The organism is Bacillus pumilus (assembly GCF_038738535.1).
Taxonomy (GTDB): Bacteria; Bacillota; Bacilli; order Bacillales; family Bacillaceae; genus Bacillus.
In genome coordinates this window covers 2181541-2198368 of record NZ_CP046128.1, presented here as the reverse complement: position 1 = coordinate 2198368, position 16828 = coordinate 2181541, and the positions used below count along the sequence as shown (strand labels likewise).

Sequence of the window (16828 nt, the reverse complement as noted above, 5' to 3'; positions counted from 1 at the left end):
AAACTCTCGTCCCTATGTTTGCAAGGAGCCTTGCGAGCATAGAGACGGGAGTTTTTGTGTTCTCTTACGAGGTTCTCATCCCCACCCGCCATATCATAGCGGATGGTGTAGAAAAGATGGAGGTGCGATCATTGAATATTCAAGACATGATTTTGACGCTGCAAAAGCATTGGTCAAATGAAGGCTGCGTATTAATGCAGGCGTATGACACAGAAAAAGGTGCCGGAACGATGAGTCCATACACGTTCCTGCGAAGCATTGGCCCAGAGCCGTGGAAGGTAGCATATGTAGAGCCTTCAAGACGCCCGGCTGATGGCAGATATGGAGAAAACCCAAATAGATTGTATCAGCATCATCAATTTCAAGTGATCATTAAGCCGTCACCTGACAATATTCAAGAACTGTATCTTGAATCATTGAAAGCACTTGGTATTGACCCGCTGAAACATGATATTCGTTTTGTGGAAGACAACTGGGAAAACCCATCTCTTGGCTGTGCAGGACTTGGCTGGGAAGTATGGCTTGATGGGATGGAAATTACACAATTCACGTATTTCCAGCAAGTCGGCGGCTTAGAATGTAAGCCTGTTTCCGTTGAAATCACATACGGTATTGAACGTCTTGCTTCCTACATCCAGGACAAAGAAAATGTCTTCGATCTTGAATGGACAGACGGGTTTACAGTCAGAGATTTATTCTTAATGGCTGAATATGAGCACTCTGTTTATACATTTGAAACATCTAATACTGACATGCTGTTTGAGTTATTTACGACCTATGAGAAGGAAGCGCATAGCCAAATGGACAAAGGGCTTGTTCACCCAGCATACGATTATGTGCTCAAATGCTCTCATACGTTTAATCTGCTCGATGCAAAGGGCGCGATTTCTGTTACCGAGCGAACTGGCTATATCGGAAGAGTGCGCCAGTTAGCCAGAAAAGTAGCCAAAACATATTATGAAGAACGAGAAAAATTGGGATTCCCTATGCTAAAAGAGGAGGCGGCTTCTCATGAATAAACAAGATGTATTACTCGAAATTGGCTTAGAAGAGATGCCGGCTCGTTTCATGCCGGAAAGCACAAAGCAGCTAGGTGAGAAAGTAAAAGCATGGTTTGAAACGCAAAATATTTCATTTGAAGATGTTGCTTTATTCAACTCACCAAGACGTCTTGCTGTACTCGTGAAAGGTGTCGCAGAAAAACAAGAAGACATCAAAGAAGAAGCAAAAGGCCCAGCTAAAAAGATTGCGAAAGATGCTGAAGGCAATTGGACAAAAGCAGCAGAAGGCTTTGCCCGCGGACAAGGTGCCTCAACAGCTGATCTCTATTTTAAAGAGATCAAAGGAGTGGACTACGTTCATGTCCAAAAGTTTCAAGAAGGAAAGCAAGTCAAAGACCTTCTGCCAGCGTTAGGTGAGATCGCCGCCTCATTAAGTTTTCCAAAGAACATGAGATGGGGAAGTAAAGATTTACGCTATATCCGTCCGATTAAATGGATTGTTTGTTTATTTGGAGAGGAGATTGTACCTGTTGAAATTGCTGGGGTGAAAAGCGGCCGTGAGACAAGAGGACACCGTTTCCTTGGTAGGGCAGCCACCATCGACTCGCCTGCTTCTTATGAGCAAACATTGCGCGATCAATTTGTCATTGCAGATTCAGATAAAAGAAAACAATCCATTACTAAGCAGCTAAATGCCCTATCTTCAGAAAAAGGCTGGGTCATTCCTGTTGATCCTGAGCTTCTAGAAGAAGTCAACGATCTTGTAGAATATCCAACGGTGCTTTCTGGTTCCTTTGAAGAAGAATTCCTTGCATTGCCGGAAGAAGTATTAGTGACCACAATGAAAGAGCATCAGCGCTACTTCCCTGTGAAAAATGAGCAAGGGGAATTATTGCCGCACTTTATTACGGTCAGAAATGGAAACAGTGAGGCGCTTGAAAATGTCGCAAGAGGGAACGAAAAAGTACTTCGTGCACGTTTATCAGATGCTGCATTCTTCTATAAAGAAGACGAAAAACTAGTCATTGATGACAATATTAAGAAGCTTGATAAAGTTGTATTCCATGAGAAACTTGGCACAATTGGCGACAAGCTAAAGAGAGTGGCAGACATTGCGACCCGTCTAGCAGCGCATGTCGGTGCAGATGACGAAACGACAAAACGAGTGGCAAGAGCAGCAAGTATTTCGAAGTTTGATCTTGTGACTCAAATGGTCTATGAATTCCCAGAATTACAAGGAATCATGGGCGAGAAATATGCAAAAGCACTTGGCGAACATGAAGAAGTGGCAAAGAGTATCAACGAGCACTATATGCCGCGCTTTGCCGGTGATGAGGCGCCCTCCACTTTGATTGGTGCGATTGTGGCAGTAGCAGATAAGCTGGATTCTATTTGTTCCTTCTTCTCAATTGATGTCATTCCAACAGGCTCTCAAGACCCTTATGGACTGAGAAGACAAGCGAGCGGTATCGTTCAAATCCTGCTCGATCGTCATTGGAATATTTCATTTAAAGAGCTTTTGGCACTTGCTCAAGTAGAAGCAGAACATGAAGCTGCTCTGATTGAATTTTTGACACACCGTTTAAAATATGTCCTCCAAGCAGAGCATATCCGTCATGATGTTGTGGATGCAGTGCTGGATGTTGAAAATATTGAACCTTATGCAGTCGTGAAAAAAGCAGCTGTTCTTGAAGAGAGCGTGAAACAAGAAAGCTTCAAAGAAACGGCAGAAGCATTAGGACGCGTCATTTCAATCAGTAAAAAAGGGGAAGATGCAGAGATTCAGCCTGAGCTGTTTGAAAATGAGCATGAGCAAAAGCTATATGAGGCGTATCAACAAGTAGAGACAGCTGTCAAGGAACATGTAGCAGCAGGGCAATACAGCGCAGCACTTGAGGCGCTAGATACGTTAAAAACACCGATTGTTCATTATTTCGATCACACAATGGTACATGCGGATGATGAAAAGCTGAAGCGAAATCGTTTGGCGCAAATGGTCAAACTAGCCAAAGTCATTCAATCATTTGCGAATATGAACAATTTAATTGTAAAATAAATACCTAAGAACGGTTGCCTTTTTCGAAGGGCAATCGTTTTTTACTCATTTAATTCACGGTTTTTGAGTGGATTTTTGTTTCATTCGGACAAAGATGCGCTATAATATGATGAGTTATGAAAATGATATACATAAAGTAAAGATTCGCTCTCTCTATTTAAAGGTGGTGAGTACAATCGAGTTAAATAAACGGCAAGAGCAGATTTTACAGATTGTCAAAGAGAATGGTCCGATCACTGGAGAGCATATCGCCGATCGGCTGAACTTAACTAGGGCGACCCTCAGACCGGATTTAGCCATATTAACGATGTCAGGCTTTTTAGAAGCAAGACCAAGGGTCGGCTACTTTTTCACAGGAAAAACAGGCACGCAGCTTCTAGCAGATAAGCTGAAAAAACTTCAAGTAAAAGATTTTCAATCCATTCCAGTGGTGATACATGAGAATGTTTCAGTTTATGATGCGATTTGTACGATGTTTTTAGAGGATGTGGGCACATTATTCGTTGTGGATGATCACTCTATTTTAACAGGCGTGTTGTCAAGGAAAGACCTCCTTCGCGCAAGTATTGGAAAACAGGAGCTTCCATCTATCCCTGTCCATATTATTATGACAAGAATGCCGAACATCACCGTTTGCCGCAAGGAAGATTTTATTATGGATGTGGCGAAGCACTTGATTGAAAAGCAGATAGATGCACTTCCTGTTATAAAAGATACGGATAAAGGCTTTGAAGTGGTCGGCAGAATTACGAAAACAAACATGACGAAAATACTTGTTAGCTTATCGGAGAATGAAATAATCTAATTACAGAAGACTGCGAGGGGATGTTATGAGTAATCGCGTAATTTTTGTGGTATCAGATTCAGTAGGAGAAACGGCAGAGCTCGTGGTCAAAGCGGCACTTAGCCAATTTGATGGCGGTTCATCAGACCATTCAAATATTAGAAGAATTCCGTATGTAGAGGATGTCGGTACGATTAAAGAAGTCATTTCACTGGCGAAAGCAGATAACGGAATCGTCTGCTTTACTCTTGTTGTGCCAGAAATGCGCCAATTCTTAATTGAAGAGGCAGAAGCAAACGGAGTCGTTTATTATGACATCATCGGACCACTCATCGATAAAATGGAGACTGCTTATGGAAATGAAGCGAAACATGAGCCGGGGCGTGTACGTCAATTAGATGAGGACTATTTTAAAAAGGTTGAAGCCATTGAGTTCGCAGTGAAGTATGATGACGGCAGAGACCCAAGAGGCATTCTAAAGGCTGATATTGTGCTCATCGGTGTATCACGCACATCTAAGACACCATTATCTCAATACTTGGCGCATAAACGGCTGAAGGTAGCGAACGTTCCAATTGTTCCTGAAGTAGATCCGCCAGAGGAGTTATTTTCAGTTGATCCAAAAAAATGCATCGGTCTAAAAATCAGTCCAGACAAACTAAATCATATTCGTAAAGAGCGTTTGAAATCTCTAGGTTTAAATGATCGCGCAATTTATGCGAACATTGAGCGGATTAAAGAAGAACTAGAGTATTTTGAAAAAGTGGTGGACCGCATTAACTGTCAAGTCGTTGATGTATCGAATAAAGCAGTTGAGGAAACGGCAAATGTCATTCATCAAATGCTGACCAAAAGAGGTTCCGAATAAACTCAGGATGCTCCTCCTGGGTTTTTCCTATGGTGGGAAACGGGTAAACAAAAACAATGGCATATTTGCTGCATTTGTATTATAATAAAAAATTGTGATAAAATGATTGATTTTAGGTTTAAGTTAAGTCAAGAACGAATAAACTAATATTGGCAGAAGTCAAGTGATTCTGAACATAACTTTTCGACAAAATGAGTTTTACTGTTGTTTGCTATATGGGGGGAAAGTATGGTCTTTTTGCTTCTCTAAAGCAGGAATAAGGTGGAGGGATGGAGAATTAGTCACCTGAATGAACATAAACAAGAGAGGGCGATTTATGTCGATGCAGATGCTTGTCCTGTAAAAGACGAAATCCTTTCTGTCGCATCTCAATTTCAAGTACCTGTGATGTTCATTGCTTCATATGAGCATTTTCAAACCAAAAGATCTCCACTTGAAGATTGGCGGTTTGTAGATACACATAAGGAAGCAGCGGATTTAGTCATTGCGAACTCAGCTGCCGCGCATGATATTGTCGTCACCCAAGACATTGGTCTTGCCTCCTTACTGCTTCCAAGACAGGTCATTGTACTGTCTGAAAGAGGACGGATGTACACAAACGAAACAATTGATTTTGATTTGGAACGCAGACATGTTTCCAGTAAACAGCGAAGAAAAGGTGTATATGGAAAAGGTCCCAAAAAGCTTTTAGAAGAGGATAAAAAGCGATTTATTGCGCAGCTACAAAAAATCCTGTCGAATCATGAAGGATTTTTGAATTAAAAGGCGAATAATGTACGACGGAGTGTTATAGGATGAGCAAACGTATACCAGATGAACTTTTGGAGCAAATCCAAAAAAACGCAGACATTGTCGAAGTGATTGGAGAATACGTACAGCTTAGAAAGCAAGGTCGAAATTACTTCGGTCTTTGTCCATTCCATGGTGAAAATACTCCTTCATTCTCTGTTTCAGCAGATAAGCAAATCTTCCATTGTTTTGGCTGTGGTGCAGGAGGTAATGTATTTTCGTTCCTCAGACAAATGGAAGGCTACTCATTTATTGAAGCCGTTTCACATGTTGCTGATAAGTACCATATTGATTTGCCTGATCATGTAGCAAATGCTCAGGTCAGCTCCTCACAGCAAGAGGACACTGCAGATCATAAAATGATTGAAGCGCATGAGCTTCTTAAGAAATTTTACCACCATTTGCTGGTAAATACAAAGGAAGGTCAAAACGCACTCGATTATTTACGGGCGAGAGGCTTTACGGATGAAACAATTGCCAAGTTTGAGATCGGATATGCTCTTGACTCTTGGGATTTCGTGACCAAGTTTTTAGAAAAACGAGGGTTTGATCCTGTGATGATGGAGAAGGCTGGTCTTTTGATTCAACGTGAAAACGGAACAGGCTTTTTTGACCGCTTTAGGGATCGTGTGATGTTTCCCATTCATGATCATCATGGGACAGTTGTCGCTTTTTCCGGAAGATCGCTTGGTGATCAGCAGCCTAAGTATATGAATAGTCCTGAAACGCCACTTTTTCATAAAAGTAAGCTGCTTTATCACTTTCATGACGCGCGTATGCATATACGAAAACGCGAACGGGCGGTTCTTTTCGAAGGATTTGCTGACGTCATTTCAGCTGTCACATCAGGTGTCGGCGAAAGTGTTGCAACAATGGGTACGTCTCTAACAGAAGAGCACGTAAAACTTCTCAGACGTAACGTAGAAGAGATCATTCTTTGCTATGACTCTGACACGGCCGGTTATGAAGCCACCATGAAAGCATCAGATTTGCTTGGAAAAAGAGGATGTAAAGTTCGCGTTGCCATGATACCAGATGGACTTGATCCAGATGATTACATTCGTAAATATGGCGGCGAGAAATTTAGGAATGACATCATAGATGCAAGTGTGACATTAATGACTTTTAAGATGAACTTTTTCCGTAGGGGAAAGAATTTATCTGACGAAGGAGACCGGCTTACTTATATGAAGCAGGTACTCCGAGAAATTAGCCGGTTAAACGGTTCCTTGGAACAAGAGATTTACATGAAACAGCTTGCTGGAGAGTTCTCGATCTCACTTGATTCATTAAAAGAACAACTGGAGCTGTTTGAAAAACAGCAGCGGCAAGAAGCCAAAAGCACACAGGAAGAAAGCGGGCTTGAAAAACGGCGTGCACATCTGTCAACACAGGTAAGAAGAAAGCGTCTGCGGCCAGCATATGAAAATGCAGAGCGAATGCTGCTTGCTCATATGTTAAAAAGTGATGACGTGATCCGAAAAGTACTTGACAGAGTAGGGATTGAATTTAATATAGATTCTCACAGGGCGCTGGCCACGTACATTTATGCTTTGTATGAAGAAGGCAAAGAACCAACGCCGCAGCATCTGATGAACCGTATAGAAGATGATGTCATCAATCAGCTTCTGACGGATATATTCATGATTCAAGTTGGAGACGAACTAAGTGAAGCTGAATTAAGTGATTATGTAAAAAAAGTGTTGAATCATCGGAATTTGTCAATGATAAAGGAAAAAGAACTAGAACGTGCAGAAGCGGAGAGGCAAAAAGATTTCTTCAAAGCGGCAACACTTGCAAAAGAAATTATTCAGTTGAACCGTTCGCTGAAGTAATACGTCTAATATTTATGACAAGACTTACGGCTGGCAATGAATCCTTTACGGGAGGAGCATAAGACCGCAAGCATCTTGCCTTCATCATTATTTATTTTATTCCTATTTGCTCATCTGTTTGATAAAGAGAGAAAAGCAGAGCGAAAGCAAATCGCAAGTTACTTTAGAATTCGTTGCAAGCTTTGGAAGGAGGGATCCATAATGGCTGATAAACAAGCCCACGAAACCGAAACTGAATTAACCTATGAACAGGTGAGAGATAAGCTCACTGAAACGGGTAAAAAACGGGGCGTTTTAACATACGAAGAAATTGCAGAGCGTATGTCTAGCTTTGAAATTGAATCAGACCAAATGGATGAATACTATGAATACTTAGGCGAACAGGGTGTAGAGCTCATCAGTGAAAACGAAGAGACAGAAGACCCAAATGTTCAGCAGCTGGCTAAAGCAGAAGAGGAATTTGACCTGAATGATTTAAGCGTACCACCAGGTGTCAAAATTAATGATCCTGTTCGTATGTACTTAAAAGAAATCGGACGCGTCAATTTGTTATCTGCTAAAGAAGAAATTACGTATGCTCAAAAGATCGAAGAAGGCGATGAGGAATCAAAAAGAAGATTAGCGGAAGCAAACCTTCGTCTCGTTGTCAGCATCGCGAAACGCTACGTCGGTCGTGGTATGCTGTTCCTTGACTTGATTCAAGAAGGAAACATGGGTCTTATGAAGGCAGTTGAGAAGTTTGATTACCGCAAAGGATACAAATTCTCAACATATGCAACCTGGTGGATTAGACAGGCGATCACGCGTGCGATTGCCGATCAGGCCAGAACAATCAGGATCCCGGTTCATATGGTGGAAACCATTAATAAATTGATCCGTGTTCAAAGACAGCTTCTGCAAGACCTAGGCAGAGAACCAACGCCAGAGGAAATTGCTGAAGACATGGATTTAACTCCAGAAAAGGTAAGAGAAATTCTTAAAATTGCGCAAGAGCCTGTATCTTTAGAAACACCTATTGGTGAAGAAGATGACTCGCATCTTGGTGATTTTATTGAAGACCAAGAGGCGACATCTCCATCTGACCATGCTGCATACGAATTGTTAAAAGAGCAGCTTGAAGATGTATTAGACACGCTAACGGACCGTGAAGAAAATGTACTGAGACTACGCTTCGGACTAGATGACGGAAGAACACGTACGTTAGAAGAGGTTGGAAAGGTGTTCGGCGTCACAAGAGAGCGTATCCGCCAAATTGAAGCGAAAGCTCTGCGTAAATTAAGACACCCAAGCAGAAGTAAACGATTAAAAGACTTCTTAGAGTAGAAACTGGACGGATCTTGAAAGAGATCCGTTCTTTCTTCATCAAAAATGAAAACGCTTTTTTCAATCTGATTATATTTTACTGAATAACAAATGAATTTGCAACGTTCTTAGAGAAAAGATGTATAAAAAATACATCAAAATGTGCTGAAGGCTTCATTTCTCATCTTGTATCATTTTTGTCTAATCTGTGAACTTGACCAAAGTTTTGTATCATAATTCGTTTACTTTTTGTAAAATTAAAGTAGAATTAGAATTGTTTGCATAGTCTCAAAGGGGTTTTCACAAAGGGGAGGATGAAAGAAATGAAACGGAATCCACTTATACCATTCTTATTGATTGCCATTTTAGGTATTGGACTCACTTTTTTCTTATCAATGAAGGGGTTGAAAGATGAAGACAAAATCGCCTCTGGAGGCGAGGAGCAAAAACAAGAAGAGACAGCGAATGCGACGCCGGAAGAATTGTATAAGCAAAACTGTTTGAGCTGTCACGGGGAAAACTATGAAGGCGGCGCAGGTCCTGCATTAAAAGGCGTTGGAGACAAGCTTGAAGTGGCAGACATCAAGAAGAAAATTCAAGAAGGCGGCAACGGGATGCCAGGCGGGCTGATCCCGAATGAAAAGCTCGATGAAATGTCGGAATGGGTATCCAAAATTAAATAATGTTACGCAAAAAGCTCTTTTTCATCAGAAGAGCTTTTTTCATTTGAAAACGACTTTTAAAAAGTCCATAATTTATATAAGATAGACAAGTATGAACATTAAAGAAAAGTAGTGATACGTATGAATGAAATGAATTTATCAAAACGATTAAAAAGAGTCGCAGACTTTTTACCACATGAGGCCGTCTTTGCTGATATCGGCTCAGATCATGCCTATTTGCCATGCTATGCGATCCTGCATCAAAAAGCAGTAAAAGCCATTGCTGGTGAAATTACAGAGGGACCGCTTCAATCGGCGAAGCAGCAAGTACATAGACTTGAATTAGATGACCAGATCTCGGTCAGAAAAGGTAATGGCCTTGAAGTTATTGAAAAGGGCGAAGTGAATGCTATCACGATTGCAGGTATGGGCGGAGCACTCATCGCAAGCATTTTAAATGATGGCAAGCATAAGCTCGCAGGCCATGAGAGGCTCATTCTTCAGCCAAATATCCATGCTCACCACATTCGTTTATGGCTCTATCAAGAGGGGTATGAATTGATGGATGAAGTCATTTTAGAAGAGGATGGCAAAATATACGAAATCATGATCGCAGAAAAAGGCGACAAAGATAAAGCCTATGAAGGGATGTCGATTGAAACAGGCATGCTAGTTGGTCCGTTTCTTGCGAAAGAGCAAAACGACGTCTTCCGGCGCAAGTGGATGCAAGAGCTTCAGCATATGGAGAAAATAGAAAGTCAAATTCAGCAGGCAGCGCGGGCAGAAGAGAATGAGGAGCGCCTTGAAGAGCTGCATGTAAAAATAAAGATTCTAAAGGAGGTTTTGACTGTTGGCTAAAACAGTAAACGGACATGAAATCATCCAATTATTTGAACAATTTTCACCAAAGGCATATGCCGTAGAAGGTGACAAAATCGGTCTCCAGATTGGGACGTTAAATAAAAAGGTAAACAATGTCATGATCACCTTGGATGTATTAGAGAATGTGGTAGATGAGGCGATCGAAAGAAATGTGGATCTCATTATTGCTCACCATCCACCGATCTTCCGTCCGTTAAAACATGTAGCGACAGATCAGCCAGCTGGACGGATCATTGAGAAATGCATCAAACATGATATTGCGGTATATGTGGCACATACGAATTTAGATGTGGCTGATGGAGGAGTCAATGACTTGCTTGCGGAGGCTTTAGAGCTTGAAGAAACAAGTGTGTTAGTCCCGACATATGAAGATCAAATCAAACAGCTTGCCCTGTATGTTCCGCAGGAATTTGAAGAAGCCATCCGTACAGCTTTAGGAAATGCGGGCGCAGGCCATATTGGCAACTACAGCCATTGCGCGTTTTCAAATGAGGGGACAGGCAGCTTTTTGCCATCAGAAGATGCGGATCCGTTCATTGGTGAGAGCGGTCAATTGGAATTTGTCAAAGAAGTGCGGATTGAAACCATTTTCCCGGCAAGTATAGAAAAACAAGTGATTCGTGAAATGATCAAAGCACACCCTTATGAAGAAGTCGCTTATAGTGTACACACGACAGATCTTCCTCCGATTCAAAAAGGCCTTGGCCGTATAGGGGAGCTAAGAGAGCCTATGACCCTTGGAGATTTTACACGATTTGTGAAGACAAAGCTGGATGTAAATGGTGCTCGCTTTGTAGGTGATCAGGACGCTGTTGTGAAAAAAGTGGCTGTGCTTGGCGGAGACGGAAATAAATACATTCATCAAGCGAAAAGAATGGGTGCTGATGTGTATGTGACAGGGGATCTTTATTTCCATGTCGCCCATGATGCCATGATGCTCGGGCTGAACGTAGTGGACCCAGGGCATTATGCAGAAAAGATTATGAAAGAGGGCGTAAAGGCGAAGCTTCAATCGCTATGTTCAGATAAAAAGTATGATGTACAGCTCTTTGTTTCTGAATCGAACACAAACCCATTTCAATTTATGTAAACAAAAAAACGTCAGAGCTGCTATGCTCTGACGTTTTCTTTATTTCTTTGTTTTCACGCGCGGTAGTATTTTCGAAAGAGGAACCGACCGTTCAATCTTCCAAGTTGCTTCATCATCCGGCTCGTAGTTTTCTAAGAAACGTATGACTTCCTTTGTAATAGGTGTTGGTGTTGAAGCACCAGCCGTAACGGCAACGGTATTTACGCCTTGCAGCCACTCCAGCTTGAGCTCACTTAGGTCACCAATACGGTAAGCCTGCGTTCCAGCAATCTCCATGGACACTTGTGCCAGACGGTTGGAGTTATTACTTTTTGGATCGCCGACAACAATGGTAAGATCAGCTTGGCCAGCTTGCTCGGAAACAGCTTCCTGACGTACCTGTGTCGCAAGACAAATTTCTTGATGGTACTCGACGTGAGGGTATTTCTCTTTAATCAGCTCCATTAGATCGTGAACATCCCACTGAGACATCGTCGTCTGATTGGTGATGAGCAGTTTATCTGATGTTAAATCGAGCGCCTCAATGTCGGCTTCTGTTTCGACAAGATGCACCTTGTCAGGAGCTACTCCGACAGCTCCCTCTGGCTCAGGATGACCCTTTTTCCCAATATAAATAATGTCATATCCATCGGCTGTTTTCTCTGAAATGAGTTCATGTGTTTTCGTTACATCGGGACAGGTTGCATCAATGGTGATAAGGCCTTTTTCTTCTGCAATTTGACGAACCTCAGGTGAAACGCCGTGAGCGGTGAAAATGACTGTTCCGCTTTCAACCTGCTTTAAAATGTCCATGCGGTTTGGTCCGTCCAGTGTGTAGATCCCATCTTCTTCGAAGGCATCTGTCACGTGCTTGTTGTGCACAATCATACCTAATATATAAATTGGGCGTGGCAAGTTTTTATCAAGTGCGGCATTTTTAGCAATGACCATTGCATCCACAACGCCATAGCAATAGCCACGCGGCGAAATTTTAATTACATTCATTTATTCGTCCTCCTGTAGGGAAGTGCTGCTAGAGAAGAACAATATAAAAAGCCGTAAAAAACGGCTTTTTATCATTCTCTAGCTTCCATTATAGCCAAAGTAAGCGCATATATCAAAGATTGTTATACGCAGTGAACACTTCGCCGTTAAAAGATCACTAGACATATAGTTTTGGAACAGAGCTGCCAGGTCTTTTTTTCGGTTTTGCTTCAGGAGCAGGTGATGTGTGAGGAGCTGCTTTTTTGACGAGGATGTCCTCTGGTTCTTTGTTTTCTTCTATTTCATCATCTCGTGCTGCTTCTTCTTGCGGCACTTCTGTTTCCTTGCCGATCTCTTTAGGATCTTCATCTGCGCTTGTTTCATCATCATCCGCACTGCCGAGCTGGCTGTACAGCTTAATCATGGCAGGCAGATTTCTTACTAAAGGACCGTATTGCTGAATCATTGGTGTAAATTGCTGCGCCATACCGAGCACTTTTTGTACATTTCCTAACATGCTTGAGAGGGTCGCAGGATTTGTGAAGCTCTGGATTCCTTGTAATCCCGCACCACCTCCAGAGATCCCTGCTCCCCCTGCGCCAGGAAGAAATTTAGCGAGCATGCCTTTCATTCCTGCTCCGCCGCCTAGTGCGCGGCTCTCGCCTCCTGGAATTCCGTCCATCCCGCGTATACCGCCTCCCTGTACAGACGGGGAGCGAGGCATCATTTGCTGAAATTGATTGCCTTGCCCTTGAAAAGGCTGTTCGATAGGAGGCTGCTGCCCTCTTTGAAAAATCCCGGGTTGTCCGCCATTTCCAAGATGCCGGCGTGAGGGACGGTGCGGCTGAAAATCGCCCATAGGCCTTTGCCCTAACATACTTGTACCTCCCTTACTGCATTCTCTTTCTCTTCATAGGTTATGCAAGGAAGCATCAATTGGTTTCCTGTAAGAAAAGCGGACATGGTTTTTTTGCTGAAAATCAGCTATAATGAGGAGATGAGCAAAAAGGCATTGCCTTAAGGAGTGAAAACATGAACGAAACAAAATTTACGACATATGAATTAAAGCCTTTTATTATAGATGCTATTCATGAACTGGGCTTTTATGAGCCAACTGATATTCAAAAAAGAATCATCCCTGCTGTGTTAAAAGGAGAAAGCGTGATTGGTCAATCACAAACAGGAACAGGAAAAACTCACGCGTACTTATTGCCGCTTATTCATTCAATTGATCCAAGCAAAGAGCAAGTACAAGTTGTGATTACTGCACCTACAAGAGAATTAGCCAATCAAATTTTCAAAGAAGCCCAAACGATTTTAAAGAATGCCTCTCCAGAAGAAGAGATGAAAGCAAAGCTTTACATTGGCGGAACGGACAAGCAGAAATCCATTCAAAAGCTAAAAAACCAGCCGCATTTGGTTGTCGGTACACCTGGACGTATTGCTGACCTCATTCATGAGCAGGCGCTGAACGTTTACAAAGCGACATCTCTTGTCATTGATGAAGCGGATTTAATGCTGGATATGGGATTTTTAGAAGATGTGGACCGTATTGGTTCACAAATGCCAGAACAGCTGCAAATGCTTGTGTTCTCAGCAACTATTCCAGAAAAACTAAAGCCGTTCCTGAAAAAATATATGGACAATCCAAAATATGCCCATGTTGAACCAAAACGAATTACAGCTGAAAACATTCAGCATATTTTAGTCCCATCTAAACAGCGTGACAAGCTAAAACTGCTTCATGAAATGGTGACGAATGTACAGCCTTATTTAGGCATCATTTTTGCCAATACAAAAACAACCGTTGATGAAATCGCATCATTCCTACAAGAAAAAGGAATGAAAGTTGGAGTGCTTCATGGCGGATTAACGCCGCGCGAACGTAAAAAAGTGATGAAACAAATTGATGATTTAGAGTTCACTTATATTGTGGCATCTGATCTTGCAGCCCGCGGAATTGATATTAAAGGCGTCAGCCACGTGATCAACTATGAACTTCCATCTGATCTTGATTTTTATGTTCACCGTGTTGGTAGAACAGCTCGAGCTGGTTCATCTGGAATTGCAATGACTATTTATGAGCTTGCTGATGAGGATGCACTCATTCAAATCGAGAAAATGGGCGTTGTGTTTGAAAACAAAACCATTGTTCATGGCGAATGGCGAGATGCAGATGACCGCTTGAAGCGTCAAAGACGTAAAAAAGCACCTAATGAAATTGAAGAAAAAGCAAAGCGTCTTGTGAGAAAACCGAAAGCCGTCAAACCTGGATATAAAAAGAAAATGACACGTGAGATGGACAAAATCAAGAGACAGGAACGTAGAAAGTCAAAGCGTAATGGAAAGTAGGGGGAAACATTGTTGAAGATTGGTTCACATGTATCCATGAGCGGAAAACATATGCTTCTTGCAGCGAGTCAAGAAGCTGCCTCTTATGGTTCGAATACGTTTATGATTTATACAGGTGCACCGCAAAATACGCGCCGCAAAAAAATTGAAGACCTCAATATTGAAGCTGGACAAGCGCATATGAAAGAGCATGGTATGACAGATATCGTCGTACATGCACCGTATATTATTAATATTGGGAACACCGTAAATCCAGCGACATTTGAGCTTGGCGTGGACTTCCTTCGCTCTGAGATTGAACGTACAGAAGCGCTAGGTGCAGGGCAGATTGTTCTCCACCCAGGTGCACATGTCGGAGCAGGATCAGAAGCAGGAATCCAAAAAATCATTGAAGGTTTAAACGAAGTCATCGTAAAAGGGCAAGAGGTTCAAATTGCACTTGAAACAATGGCAGGCAAAGGATCAGAGTGCGGAAGAAGCTTTGAAGAGCTTGCCCAAATTATCGACGGAGTGACACATAACGAAGCACTTTCAGTCTGCTTTGATACATGTCACACACACGATGCTGGTTATCCGATTGTAACTGACTTTGATGGGGTGTTAGAAGAATTTGATCGAATCGTCGGTATTGACCGAATCAAGGTTCTTCATATTAATGACAGTAAAAACGTACAAGGCGCAAGAAAAGACCGACATGAAAATATCGGCTTTGGTGAAATTGGCTTCGATGCACTGAACTATATTGTGCATCACCCGCAGCTTCAAGATGTGCCCAAAATCTTAGAAACGCCTTATGTAGGTGAAGATAAAAAGAACAAAAAACCACCTTACAAATTCGAAATTGCGATGCTGAAAGAAAAGCAATTTGACGAAGGCTTACTAGATAAAATTAAGGGTCAGTAAAAAAGCATACAACATCATGAGGTGCCGCTAAATGCGGCCCTTTTTTGCTTAACTTGTAAACTGATTAAACAGATCATTGACAGTCTGAGCTGTCTGTTTAGAAGTAATCGCTTCCACTTGCTTAAGAAGCCGGTTACGCTCTGCATCATTAAAAATATTGACGTTTTTCCCATTCATGAGTTTGGCCACCTCGACAGCTTGGTTTGACGTTAAACTGACACCATACTGTTTCGCATACCTTAACAGATCATTTGCTGTGATCTGATTGAGCCGCTGCAGGACAATTTTTTGAATTAAAATCAATTCCATTCCTCCCCTCTGTAACAATGTATGGGCGAAAACGGAAAATGTGCAAAAAATTTTATTTTATCCTGTGAAATGATAAAATAGTAAAGTGAATAAAATGTTCATTGAAAATTTAACATGTGTAGAAGGGAGAACGTATGGCAAATAGTAAACAGCATAGAAAGGAATCAGTGCCTCATTTTATTTTGAGAATTTTCCTGATTCTAGTAGGAGCTGCATGCGCAGCAGTCAGCATTGAATTATTTTTAGTGCCAAACAATATTATTGATGGAGGCATCATCGGTATTTCGCTTATTTTGGATTATCTCTTTACAGATAACCCATTCATCAATTTTGCGACGATTGTTGTCATTTTAAATATTCCATTTATGATATCAGGATACAAACATATTGGGAAAACCTTTCTGGTTTCCACAATGATTGGGATTGTCAGCTTAGCCGTGATTGAATCTTCACTCCATCATGTAGAGGCATTTACAAATCAGCCGATCTTAGCTACTGTATTTGGCGGGCTATTACTTGGTTTTGGTGTTGGACTTGTCATCCGTAATGGAGGCTCAATGGATGGAACAGAGATCTTAGGAATTCTTCTGACGAAAAAAATTCCTTTCTCCGTCGGTGAGTTTGTCATGATCGTCAATGTGTTCATTTTTATTTGGGCAGGCTTTGTCTTCGGACCAGAGCAGGCTATGTATTCTGTCATGACATATTATTTGGCAATGAAAACAATTGATGCTGTCATTCAAGGGCTTGATGAAACAAAAGCTGTCATTATCGTGTCAGATTATTATGATGAAATTTCAGATGCGATTCTTCATCGACTTGGCAGGGGAACGACAAAGCTGAGAGGGAAAGGCGGCTATACAGATGAAGAAAAGGATGTCATCTACGCCGTTGTCACAAGACTTGAAATTACAAAGCTAAAATCCATTGTATTTGAAATTGATGGTCAAGCATTTATTACGATTATGGATACGCATGAAACAAAAGGCGGTAAGTTCAAAACAGCCATTCATTAGCTTTTATTTTACTTTT

Annotated in this window: 16 protein-coding genes; 13 read left to right on the top strand and 3 right to left on the bottom strand. The window is 41.7% G+C overall.

Translation table 11 applies throughout. The features are described from left to right. The first annotated feature begins 131 nt into the window (after positions 1-131). The 10 genes from glyQ (at position 132) to GKC25_RS11060 (ending at position 11269) form a co-directional block, all read left to right on the top strand. A complete protein-coding gene (glyQ, locus tag GKC25_RS11105) occupies positions 132-1019 on the top strand; it encodes a glycine--tRNA ligase subunit alpha (protein ID WP_012010611.1) in 888 nt (295 codons plus the stop codon). Then, entirely contained in the window at positions 1012-3057 is a 2046-nt protein-coding gene (gene glyS / locus GKC25_RS11100; protein WP_034661343.1) for a glycine--tRNA ligase subunit beta, read from the top strand. Before glyQ ends, glyS begins: the two co-directional genes overlap by 8 nt. Before the next feature lie 166 nt (positions 3058-3223). Continuing rightward, a complete protein-coding gene (locus GKC25_RS11095; RefSeq protein ID WP_024423017.1) occupies positions 3224-3862 on the top strand; it encodes a helix-turn-helix transcriptional regulator in 639 nt (212 codons plus the stop codon). A 25-nt stretch (positions 3863-3887) separates the two neighbouring features. Next, a complete protein-coding gene (locus GKC25_RS11090; protein WP_008342399.1) occupies positions 3888-4709 on the top strand; it encodes a pyruvate, water dikinase regulatory protein in 822 nt (273 codons plus the stop codon). A gap of 261 nt (positions 4710-4970) precedes the next feature. Further along, on the top strand, positions 4971-5471 hold the full coding sequence (locus GKC25_RS11085) for a YaiI/YqxD family protein (protein ID WP_034661340.1): 501 nt from the start codon (positions 4971-4973) through the stop codon (positions 5469-5471). A gap of 32 nt (positions 5472-5503) precedes the next feature. Continuing rightward, positions 5504-7333 (top strand): DNA primase, encoded by a 1830-nt coding sequence (dnaG, locus tag GKC25_RS11080; protein WP_034661338.1) that lies wholly within the window; start codon positions 5504-5506, stop codon positions 7331-7333. A 201-nt stretch (positions 7334-7534) separates the two neighbouring features. After that, positions 7535-8656, top strand: a complete 1122-nt coding sequence (gene rpoD, locus GKC25_RS11075) for an RNA polymerase sigma factor RpoD (protein WP_187703968.1) — start codon at positions 7535-7537, stop codon at positions 8654-8656. Between the two features lie 302 nt (positions 8657-8958). Next, the gene (cccA, locus tag GKC25_RS11070) at positions 8959-9318 is read left to right on the top strand and encodes a cytochrome c550 (protein WP_003217503.1); all 360 of its coding nucleotides are present in this window, start codon (positions 8959-8961) and stop codon (positions 9316-9318) included. Positions 9319-9438: 120 nt separating this feature from the next. Next, complete coding sequence (locus GKC25_RS11065) at positions 9439-10155, top strand: tRNA (adenine(22)-N(1))-methyltransferase (RefSeq protein WP_095285397.1); 717 nt, start codon at positions 9439-9441, stop codon at positions 10153-10155. Continuing rightward, entirely contained in the window at positions 10148-11269 is a 1122-nt protein-coding gene (locus tag GKC25_RS11060; RefSeq protein ID WP_060596667.1) for a Nif3-like dinuclear metal center hexameric protein, read from the top strand. The genes GKC25_RS11065 and GKC25_RS11060 overlap by 8 nt, the downstream gene beginning before the upstream one ends. Positions 11270-11308: 39 nt before the next feature. Here GKC25_RS11060 and GKC25_RS11055 read toward each other — a convergent pair whose 3' ends face one another. Both GKC25_RS11055 and vrrA read right to left on the bottom strand, forming a co-directional pair. Then, complete coding sequence (locus GKC25_RS11055; protein WP_034661333.1) at positions 11309-12253, bottom strand: 4-hydroxy-3-methylbut-2-enyl diphosphate reductase; 945 nt, start codon at positions 12251-12253, stop codon at positions 11309-11311. A gap of 157 nt (positions 12254-12410) precedes the next feature. Further along, positions 12411-13109: a VrrA/YqfQ family protein gene (vrrA, locus tag GKC25_RS11050; RefSeq protein WP_034661332.1), complete on the bottom strand. Its 699-nt coding sequence runs from the start codon at positions 13107-13109 to the stop codon at positions 12411-12413. Between the two features lie 155 nt (positions 13110-13264). Between vrrA and GKC25_RS11045 the strand changes: the two genes are divergently transcribed. Beyond that, on the top strand, positions 13265-14584 hold the full coding sequence (locus tag GKC25_RS11045) for a DEAD/DEAH box helicase (RefSeq protein ID WP_034661331.1): 1320 nt from the start codon (positions 13265-13267) through the stop codon (positions 14582-14584). Between the two features lie 9 nt (positions 14585-14593). After that, the gene (locus GKC25_RS11040) at positions 14594-15487 is read left to right on the top strand and encodes a deoxyribonuclease IV (RefSeq protein ID WP_034661328.1); all 894 of its coding nucleotides are present in this window, start codon (positions 14594-14596) and stop codon (positions 15485-15487) included. Between the two features lie 48 nt (positions 15488-15535). Here the strand turns inward: GKC25_RS11040 and GKC25_RS11035 are convergent, their stop codons facing one another. Then, positions 15536-15790: a DUF2624 domain-containing protein gene (locus GKC25_RS11035; protein ID WP_034661327.1), complete on the bottom strand. Its 255-nt coding sequence runs from the start codon at positions 15788-15790 to the stop codon at positions 15536-15538. A 140-nt stretch (positions 15791-15930) separates the two neighbouring features. On the opposite strand from GKC25_RS11035, the gene GKC25_RS11030 reads away from it, so the two are divergent. Further along, positions 15931-16812 (top strand): YitT family protein, encoded by an 882-nt coding sequence (locus tag GKC25_RS11030; protein WP_034661326.1) that lies wholly within the window; start codon positions 15931-15933, stop codon positions 16810-16812. The last annotated feature ends 16 nt before the right edge of the window (positions 16813-16828 follow it).